Raw genomic sequence first — 6,337 nt, forward strand, 5'->3', positions numbered from 1 at the left:
GGCTGCCGGCCCAGGGACCCGATTGGCGGTGGGGTCAGGAGGTCAGTATTTGCGCAACAGGCCAACCAGCCGGCCCTGCACCTTCACCCGGTCGGGCGGGAAGATACGGGTCTCGTAAGCCGGGTTAGCCGCTTCGAGCGCCACGGAGTTGCCGCGACGGCGGAGCCGCTTCAGTGTCGCTTCCTCGTCATCGACGAGGGCGACGACGATCTCACCGGTCGAGGCCGCATCCTGCTTTTTGATCAGCACGGTGTCGCCATCGAAGATGCCGGCGTCGATCATCGAGTCGCCGCGCACTTCCAGTGCGTAGTGTTCACCGGGCCCGAGCATCTCGGGCGGCACCATGATGGAGTGGCTGTGGGTCTGGATCGCTTCGATCGGCGTACCCGCCGCGATGCGGCCCATTACCGGGACGGTCACCGCCCGGTAGGAGTCGGCATTGACCACCGGCGCCGATGGGCGGGCAGGAGGCGTCGCCACCTTGCCGAGGTTGCCCTCGATGACCGAGGGCTCGAAGCGGGCCTTGCGGCCACCGAGCGAGGGGTTCATCGAATCCGGCAGCTTGATCACTTCGAGCGCCCGGGCCCGGTTGGGCAGGCGCCGGATGAAGCCGCGCTCTTCCAGCGCGGTGATCAACCGGTGGATGCCGGACTTGCTCCTCAGGTCGAGCGCGTCCTTCATCTCGTCGAACGAGGGCGGAATACCGGACTCTTTCATCCGCTCGTGGATGAACATCAGCAGTTCGTGTTGCTTGCGCGTCAACATGGGCGGCTCCGTGAGCAGAATCGGAACAAAGACTGAACGTGTTATACGTGTTCCAGTTATGTTCTGCAATCGAGCGGTGAATATTGCGTTACGAGCGCACCGAATTGGGTCCTTTGTCTCCTGAGGTCCGACGACCTGTGGACTGAGGCACGGCCCCCGCACCAAGGGCCGGGGCCGGTGGACCAGTCCCAGGGTAACCGCGCTATTTCGCGACCTTGTAGCTTGCCGCCACCATCAGCATGGCGGCCGAGAGCAGCACGAAGGCGAAGGGCAGGGTGGTGAGGTGTGCGACGAACCCGATCAGTGCGGGACCGGCGAGCAGCCCGAGATAGCCCAGCGTACTGACCGCCGTGATCGCGAGCCCGGGCGACATGTCCCGGGTGCGGCCGGCCGCCGAGAACAGCACCGGCACGAGGTTGGAGGCGCCGACACCGACGAGGAAGTAGCCGACGAGGCCGGTATGGGCCGAGGGAACCAGCAGCACCAGCGCAAAGCCGATGGCGCCGATGAGGCCGCCAAACAGGATGACGCGCCGCTCGCCGAGCGCCATGCGGATTCGATCGCCGGCCAGCCGGCCACCGGTCATCGCTACCGCAAAGGCGGCATAGCCAAGCCCAGCGAGACCGATATCGGCACCGCGGGCCGAGGTCAGGAACACGGCGCTCCAATCAAGCACTGAGCCCTCAGCGAGAAAGGTCAGCAGGCACAGGATGCCGAGCAGCAGCACGCCGCCCTTGGGCAGCACGAATGGCGGCGACTTCTCGTGCCCATTGTCGCCATAGGGCAGCAGTCCGCCCAGCGACAAACCGACCAGCAGCAGCGACGCGACGCTGACGATGATGCCGGCCACCAGCGGCGACAGGCCGCCGAGCGCCAGCAAGGCGCTCATGCCGCCGGCCCCGGCAATGCCGCCGAGGCTGAACAGGCCGTGGAAGCCGGACATCATCGGCCGGCCGCTGTCGCGCTCGACCATCACCGCCTGGATGTTCATCGCCACGTCGACCGTGCCCAGGGAAGCGCCGAAGACGGCGATGGCGACCGCCATGCTGAACCAGCTGTCGGCGACCGCAAGAAACGGGAACGCACCGATCATGATCACCGAGGCGACGGCGATCACGGCACGGCAGCCCCATTTCGCCGTGAGCATGCCGGTGATCGGCATGGCGAGAATCGAACCCAGGCCCAGGCACAGCAGCAACAGGCCGAGCGCCCCTTCATCGAGCCCGAGGCGGAGCTTGGCCAGCGGCACCAGCGGGGCGAACCCGGCCATGACGATGCCGACGACGAGAAAGATCACCCGCGTGGCGAGCTGTTCCCGCCGGCCGGAGGGGAGGCGGTCAGTGGCGAATGCGAGAGTGGTCACAGCGGAGATCCAGTGCGGCAGGAGGTCAGCGGGCGTGGTGGACGGTGGTGCCTTGCGTCGCGAAATCCGCGAGCAGGTCGGGATCGGCATCGCCTTCCACCACCAGGTGGGTCAGCGCTTCGGGCCGCGCGACGCGGAACGGTGCGGCAAGGCCAAGCTTGTCGGCGGTCGCGGCGACCACCAGGGCCCGGCTCTGCATCACCATGGCGCGCTTCACTTCGGCCTCAACGGCATCGAGGGCGGAGACGCCGAACGTCAGGTCGATGGCACAGGTGCCGAGAAAGACCAGATCGGCGTAGATCGCTTCGACCGCCTCGACGGTGGTGTTGCCGCCGACGCTGCCGAGTTCGCCGTTGTAGATGCCGCCCAGCATGATGATGGTGACGTGCTCGTGGTCGGCGAGCGCCGCGGCGATGGCCGGGGCGTTGGTGATCACCGTCAGCTCCATGTTGCGCGGGATGGCGCGGGCGATGGCGTAATTGGTGCTGCCGGCATCGATGAACACGGTGTGCCGCGGCTGCAGCAGTTTTACCGCTTCGGCCGCCAGCCGGGTCTTGGCATCGGCATCTTTCTCCACCCGGGCCGAAATCGGCAGCGCCACCGGCGCCGGAGCAAGGGCGCCGCCATGGACGCGCCGGCAGTAGCCGGCCTTGGCGAGTTCGCGCAGGTCGCGTCGGACGGTGTCCTCCGACACGCCGAACCGCGCTGCGAGTTCATTGGCGACGACGCGCCCATCGCTCAGCAGCAGGCCGCGGATTACATCGTGGCGTTCATCGGTGAGCATGTGCGACTCCGTGCGTGAGCATGCACGATATTGCACGAATGCGCACGAATGACAACAACTACTGGTTCGGAATGGCTTTCGGTAGGTGGAGCTGCACGCTGAATCCACCGCCCGGTGGCGAGGCCACAGTCAGCTCGCCGCCGAGCAGCTGGGCAATTTCCTCGACGATCGGCAGGCCGAGCCCGGCGCCGGGCTTGTCGCTGTCGCCACGGCTGAAGCGCTTCTGCACCGCGGCCAGCTGCTCGAGCGCAACGCCTTTGCCGGTATCGGTAATCTCGAGCAGTACGTCCTCCGCTGCGGCGACGCGAACCGTCGCCTCGGCACCCGGACCGGCATAGGCGATGGCGTTCTCGATCAGGTTGCTGAGCAGTTCGCCCAGCAGCATCGGGTCGCCGCGAACCAGGGCCGGGCCCTCGCCCTCAAAGCCCAGATCGATCTCGGCGGCATGGGCGCGGACGACGTAGTCACCCGTGCGATCTCGTGCAAGTTCGTGCAGATCGATGATAGGGAACTGCAGCCGGTCGGATGCGGCCTCATCGATACGGGCGAGCAGCAGCAGCTGCGCCAGTACGCGCTCGGCGTGCACCACCGCGGCGTCGGCGGTCCGCGCTGCCTCGCGCGCTGCGGAGGGTGTATCGGCGCGCAGCGCCAGCGCCAGTTGTGTGCGGATGATGGTGAGCGGCGTGCGGAGCTGATGGCTGGCATTGCCGGTGAAGTGCCGCAGCGCCTCGAGTGCCGCCGACAGCCGGGTCATGAAGGAGTTGATGGTGTCGACCAGCCCCTGCACCTCGCGCGGCACCTCCTGCTCGATCGGGCTGAGATCGTCGAGGGCGCGGCGCGAAATGGCGTCGCGCAATCGGTAGAGCGGAGCGAGGGAGAACCCCACCGCCAGCCATAGGATTACGGCAGCGGCGAGGATCAGCAGGGCGAGGCGAATGGCGGAGCGCAGCAGCAAGGTCTGCGTCAGCTGCGTGCGAGCGATGGTGGTTTCGGCCACGGTTACGGTGAAGGGGATGGCGCTGACGCCCGACGAGGCCGCCCGCTGCAGCACGGCGACGCGGATCGGTTCGCCGCGAAAGCTGGCGTCGGAATAGGCGATATCGGCTGTCGCGACATCGGAGGTCGGTAGCGTCTGGTAGCCGGTGATGAAGCCCGTGGGGCCATCGACGCGGTAGAACACCCGGTCCTGCGCCGCCGAGGTCAGCATCTCCAGCGCCACATAGGGCACGTCGACCTCGAGCGCCCCGTCCTCGGTGACGATCACCCGTTCGGCAATTGCCAGCACGGAGCCGGCGAGCACGCGGTCCGACAGCGAGGTGGCGGTGTCCCGCGCCTCGCGCCAGGTATCGACCACCGCCAGTGCCGCGACGGCCAGCAGCGCCACCATCAGCCACAGCAGCAGGCGCCGGCGCAGCGAGTAGGGCCGCGCCATCAGTCGGCGATCCGGTCGAGGTAGTAGCCGAGCCCACGCGCCACCCGGACGGTGAGGGCGTAAGGCGCGAGCCGCCGGCGGAGGCGCGAGATGTACTGCTCGACCGCGTTCTCGCTGAGATCATCGTCGAAGGCGGCGAGCGACTCGATGATCGATTGCTTGGCCACCACCTTGCCGGCCTTGCGCAGCAGGGTTTCGAGCACGCTCAGCTCGCGTGCCGGGATATCGAGGGTTTGCCCGAAGGCCGACAGGGTGCGCGACACGGTATCGAGCTCGATGCTGCCGAAGGCGATGGAAGAATTGTGCAGCCCAGCCTGGCGGCGCAGCAGCACGCGGATACGGGCTTCCAGCTCCGACACTTCGAACGGCTTGGTCATGTAGTCGTCGGCGCCAAGATCGAGGCCACGCACCCGTTCGTCGAGCGCGCCCCGAGCCGTGAGCACCAGCACCGAGGAAGGGTTGCGGCGGCCCCGCATGCGGCGCAGCACGTCGAGCCCGTCCATTTCAGGCAGGCTCAGGTCGAGCACCACCAGATCGAAGGTTTCGGTGGTCAGCACCGCGTCGGCCGAGACCCCGTCATGCACCACATCGACCGCGTACCCGGCGACGCGCAGCACCGCGGCGAGGCCATCGGCCAGGGTCCGGTTGTCTTCCACCACCAGGATACGCATCACGAACTCCCCCTTCCGCACGGTAGTTTGAGCACGGCGCGTTGCGCATAGCCCTTGTGGAGCGGGCGGGGGAGCGGGCATGGTTCGGCCATGCTGCGTCTGTTTGCCATTCTCCTGCTGCTCGTCACGTCTCCGGCTCTGGCCCAGGGGATGAAGGTGTTTCCAGCGCTTGGCGGGGCAGCCGATGCGCGGACAGTGACCGTCTACTCATCGCTCGATGAACCGCTGGCGCGGCCGATGATCGCGGCGTTCCAGGCGGCCAACCCGGATATCGCCGTGGCCTATGAGGACCTGCAGACCGTCGACATCTACGACCGGGTGGTCGCGGAGTCGGATGCCGGCGGGCCCACCGCCGATTTCGCCTTTTCCTCCTCGATGGACCTGCAGGTGAAGCTGGCTAACGATGGTTACGCGCAGGAGAGCAGCGTGCCGCTGTCCTCCAGCTGGCCGCGCTGGGCCAACTGGCGGAACACCGCCTATGCGCTGACCTACGAGCCCGCAGTGTTCATCTACCACAAGCCGAGCTTTGCCGGGGCGAAGCCGCCTGCCACACGGGCCGAGCTGATCCAGTATCTTGAGGCCAACGCCGATGCGATCCACGGCCGGATCGGCACTTACGACATCGAGCGCTCCGGCGTCGGCTTCATGTTCTTCTCGCGCGACCAGGAGCAGTATTCGGACCTGTGGACGCTGGTCGGCGCCATGGGCGCGGCAGGGGTAAAGCTCTACTCGACCACTTCGGCAATCGTCGATCGCGTCGCCGATGGCCGGTTCGTCTTCGGCTACAACATCCTCGGCTCCTATGCGGCCGAGGCGGCGGCGCGGAACCCCGATCTCGGCATTGTCCTGCCGGCCGATTACACCATCGTCACCTCGCGCATCGGGCTGGTACCGAAGGCTGCGGCCAACCCGGACCTGGGCCGCCGCTATCTCGCCTTCTTCATGTCGGCCGAAGGACAGACGATCATGGCGCAGCAGCTGCAGATCGCGGCGCTCAACCCCAGCGTTACCGGCGACAACACCGCCAACGCCATGCAGCAGGCGCTGGGTAACCAGCTCCGGCCGGTGCCGGTCAGCCCCGGGCTGATGGTCTATCTCGACCAGGTGAAGCGGGCCCGGCTGATCCGGCGGTGGAACGACGCGCTGAGCATCCAGTAGGCAGAGACATGCACCGCTGTCTGCGCTTCCCTCCCCGCAAGGGCAGGGCAATCGCATATGAAAGCCACCGGGCTCTCAGTGGTCCTCCACCGCGCAGCGGGGGCGCGGGATCAGCGCAGCTCGTGGAGGGGGCGGCCCTCAACACTCGCGCCTTCCGCCGCCCC

Annotated in this window: 6 protein-coding genes; 1 reads left to right on the forward strand and 5 read right to left on the reverse strand. The window is 67.3% G+C overall.

What is annotated here, in order from left to right; genetic code table 11:
- Positions 1-42: 42 nt before the first annotated feature.
- From lexA to VW23_RS22355, 5 genes are all read right to left on the reverse strand, one after another.
- On the reverse strand, positions 43-765 hold the full coding sequence (gene lexA, locus VW23_RS22335; RefSeq protein ID WP_069911702.1) for a transcriptional repressor LexA: 723 nt from the start codon (positions 763-765) through the stop codon (positions 43-45).
- Positions 766-967: 202 nt separating this feature from the next.
- On the reverse strand, positions 968-2,128 hold the full coding sequence (locus tag VW23_RS22340; protein ID WP_084646383.1) for an MFS transporter: 1,161 nt from the start codon (positions 2,126-2,128) through the stop codon (positions 968-970).
- Between the two features lie 25 nt (positions 2,129-2,153).
- Complete coding sequence (locus VW23_RS22345) at positions 2,154-2,912, reverse strand: DeoR/GlpR family DNA-binding transcription regulator (RefSeq protein ID WP_069911703.1); 759 nt, start codon at positions 2,910-2,912, stop codon at positions 2,154-2,156.
- 58 nt (positions 2,913-2,970) lie between these two features.
- The gene (locus tag VW23_RS22350) at positions 2,971-4,344 is read right to left on the reverse strand and encodes a sensor histidine kinase (RefSeq protein ID WP_069911704.1); all 1,374 of its coding nucleotides are present in this window, start codon (positions 4,342-4,344) and stop codon (positions 2,971-2,973) included.
- Positions 4,344-5,015 (reverse strand): response regulator transcription factor, encoded by a 672-nt coding sequence (locus tag VW23_RS22355; protein WP_069911705.1) that lies wholly within the window; start codon positions 5,013-5,015, stop codon positions 4,344-4,346. Before VW23_RS22355 ends, VW23_RS22350 begins: the two co-directional genes overlap by 1 nt.
- Before the next feature lie 90 nt (positions 5,016-5,105).
- On the opposite strand from VW23_RS22355, the gene VW23_RS22360 reads away from it, so the two are divergent.
- Positions 5,106-6,173: an ABC transporter substrate-binding protein gene (locus VW23_RS22360; RefSeq protein ID WP_069911706.1), complete on the forward strand. Its 1,068-nt coding sequence runs from the start codon at positions 5,106-5,108 to the stop codon at positions 6,171-6,173.
- Positions 6,174-6,337: the final 164 nt, after the last annotated feature.

The sequence above is a fragment of the Devosia insulae DS-56 genome (assembly GCF_000970465.2).
In the GTDB taxonomy this organism is placed as follows: Bacteria; Pseudomonadota; Alphaproteobacteria; order Rhizobiales; family Devosiaceae; genus Devosia_A; species Devosia_A insulae.

Excerpts from the sequence above, each read along its gene's own strand:
- lexA (WP_069911702.1), bottom strand. The coding sequence starts at position 765 with ATGTTGACGCGCAAGCAACACGAACTGCTGATGTTCATCCACGAGCGG.
- VW23_RS22345 (WP_069911703.1), bottom strand. The coding sequence starts at position 2,912 with ATGCTCACCGATGAACGCCACGATGTAATCCGCGGCCTGCTGCTGAGC.
- VW23_RS22350 (WP_069911704.1), bottom strand. The coding sequence starts at position 4,344 with ATGGCGCGGCCCTACTCGCTGCGCCGGCGCCTGCTGCTGTGGCTGATG.
- VW23_RS22355 (WP_069911705.1), bottom strand. The coding sequence starts at position 5,015 with ATGCGTATCCTGGTGGTGGAAGACAACCGGACCCTGGCCGATGGCCTC.
- VW23_RS22360 (WP_069911706.1), top strand. The coding sequence starts at position 5,106 with ATGCTGCGTCTGTTTGCCATTCTCCTGCTGCTCGTCACGTCTCCGGCT.